The sequence below is a fragment of the Bradyrhizobium sp. P2_E8 genome (genome assembly GCF_056403875.1).
The window spans coordinates 1-2,699 of record NZ_JBFUES010000993.1 but is presented as its reverse complement, the minus strand read 5'-3'; the positions used below and the strand labels follow the sequence as shown (position 1 = coordinate 2,699).

The following is a 2,699-nucleotide window of genomic DNA, read 5'->3' as shown; positions in this document are numbered from 1 at the left end:
TTGCGGTACAGCCCGTCGGGGCTCGCATAGTCGACGAAGCGCGCGACAAAGAAATCCTGCTCTTTCCGTTCGGCAAGGTAGGCCGCGAGTGCCGACGCATCGTCGATCTTGGCGAGCCCGACGCCCGCATGCGTGCCGCGCGGACGCACGATCATCGGAAAGCGCAATTCGCCCGTGACGTCGTGGCAGGCGATCTTACCTTCCGAAAGATCCAGCAATTGCGCACGCGTCGCATGGACGGTCGCTGGGATGTCGAGACCGGGAATGCCCGCCAGCAGCCGGTAGAGCTTGTCGCGATCGAGGTTGCCGATGAGATGGGGGCGATTGAGCAACGGCCGCGGCCAGTGCGGCGCGGCCTGTTCGATGACGGCGAGCGCCTGCCGGCATTCTTCCGAATCGGACGCGACCACGATCGCGACATCGTGCTCGGGCAACGTCGCCGGCAGACCGACGCCCTTGACCACATAGAGCGTCAGCAATTCGATGTCGGAGCCTTCGAGCAGGAATTCGATCGGGGTGTTGCCGCCCATGTCGATATCGGCCGCGAGCGCCAGCACGCGCAGGCCGGGTTTCGGAGCCGCGCAAGGCGTACGAAACAATTGGTGAAAGGCGAGCACCTCGGTCTGGATCACGAGCCCGGCCTCCTTCTCGCCGAGAAGCTGGGCAATCAGCGACAGATCCAGACCTTCGCCCGCCTCGGCCGTCCCCTCCTCGATCCGCGCCAGGAGCTTCTCGCGCAGCGGATGCAGATTGCCGCCCTCGAAGGCGCGGCGCGTCAGTTGCGCAAAGCCGATGCGATCGGAATAGATTGGCGCGGTCGCGCCGATCGGCGCTGAAACAGGATGCAGCATCTTAGACCTCGAGCACAAACTTTCCCGGCGCAGCCGCGGCACGGTCGAGCAGCAGCTCGATCTTCACCAGCACGTGGGCGATGCGATCGAGGATATGCTGCAAATTGCGTTGCGCTTGGGCGGCGTCCGCCGACCAGGCTTCGGTGACGAGCCGCGCGCCGACGCACAGCCGCAGCGCGGCCTGCGGCTTGCCGTCCGGCTGGTCAAATCGTACTGGCTGGCCGACGAGGCAGCGTTGCGCGGCAACCTGCCGGTCCGCCGCACTGCCGTCGATGTCGCCGTTCATGTCGTGCGCCAGGGCGCGATGCACGGCGCTGGTCTCGGCGATGGAAACCGGCTTGCCGTCGCGCCACAGCGTGAACGGAAAGATCGTGGCGTGCGCGAATTCCTCGTCGTCCATCCCGGACGCTTCGATCGCGGCCGGAACAGCCCGAAGCGACGGAGACAGCGCGATCATGCTGTCGATGCCGGCCGCAAGCTCGGCCAGCGCCTTGGCGCGAAATGCACCGGACACGGCATAATAGCTGCCGATCTCGCTGAGCGCTGCCTCCCAGCGCAGCCATTGACCGAAATTCGGCCTGCGCTCGAAGCGCGAGCGCAGCCCCGTCCAGGCTTTTGGCCAGTCGCTGCGGCCGGCATAATCGAAGAAGCCCGGCGCGATCTCGCCGATCCGGCCGAGCGAGCGCGACAGGCCTTTCGGCACCAGCAGCGCGCCGCTGAAGGCGGGGCCGCCGAAGAATTTCGAGCCCGTCATCAGCACCATGTAGCCGCGATCGAGATAGGAACGCAGCCGGCGGCGGCCGAGCCGCGCCTGGCAAGCATCGACGACGATTTGGACCTTGCCGGGCCAGCGTCGCGCGATCTCGTCGAGGCAGGCCACGCTCGGCGCGCGCCAGCCGAGTTTCGAAGAATCCATGATCTGCAACAGAACGCGTCGACCTTGCGCGAGGCTGGTCGCGACCGCGCGCAGCACCGCTTCATCCGCATCCGGGCGCATCGCAATGCCGGGCGCCGCGTCGAGCAGCGGCACCGCGACGCTGTCGCCGGCGAGCCCGGCCACCGCGCCGTCCTTGCGCACCGCAAGGCCGCTCGCCGTCATCGTGCTGAAATGGTGCCCGCGTGCGGTATGGGGCGTCCCGCTTCCGGTCTGATCCGTGCCGACCACGATCGTCACCGGCACTGCGCCGAGCACCGCGCGCGCCAGGAACAAGGCGTGAAGCTGGGAGTCGGTGCCGGACGGCGAGAACACGACATCGACGCGCGGCGAGAGCTGGAGATATCCGCGCAGCTCGTCACGCATGTCCTCGCAACGCGCGTCGAAGGCGACCTCGACCTCGTCGAACAGGCACTTGTGCATCAGCTCTTCGCGCGCCAGCGCGACGCGGTCATAGGCCGCTTGCGAGATCACGGACGCGGTCGAGGAAGCGAAATTCCAGATCTCCGGCTCCGGCGAGGCCGCGCAGCCATAGGCGTTGACGCGGTCGTTCGGATCGAGCGTCAGGCGCGAATCTCCGCCGGAGACCAGCAGCGTGTCGAGCGGCGTGAACAGATCGCGCAAGCGGTAGCGCGAGCCACTGTCGGACGCTCGCCCCAGCTCTGGCAGACGGGATGCGCCGACGCTCATCCCGAAAGGCTCACGCCGCATCGGCCGCCGCCGCGGGCGCCGGCGCGAATTGCGAGGCGATATCGCCGTGGAATACCGACGGCCCGACATGGTCGAGCGAGCTCTGGATGTCGGCCCAGATCTCGCCGCCGATATCGGTCCAGCGCTTGCAGAAGGCGAAGTCCTCGGAGAGATACGTGCCGGTCGCCGGATCGATCATGCATTCGAACAGCGCGAACCGGTTC

At 67.2% G+C, this 2,699-nt stretch carries 2 protein-coding genes and 1 pseudogene; all 3 read right to left on the bottom strand.

What is annotated here, in order from left to right; all coding sequences use genetic code 11:
- Positions 1–851, bottom strand: an 851-nt coding sequence (locus AC1D00_RS35575; protein WP_477013886.1) for an ATP-grasp domain-containing protein, incomplete at its 3' end; no start/stop codon positions are given.
- 1 nt (position 852) lies between these two features.
- A complete protein-coding gene (locus AC1D00_RS35570) occupies positions 853–2,496 on the bottom strand; it encodes a hypothetical protein (RefSeq protein ID WP_477013885.1) in 1,644 nt (547 codons plus the stop codon).
- Positions 2,486–2,699: pseudogene (locus AC1D00_RS35565) on the bottom strand (hypothetical protein); the annotation flags it as partial. The pseudogene AC1D00_RS35565 and the gene AC1D00_RS35570, both read right to left, overlap by 11 nt.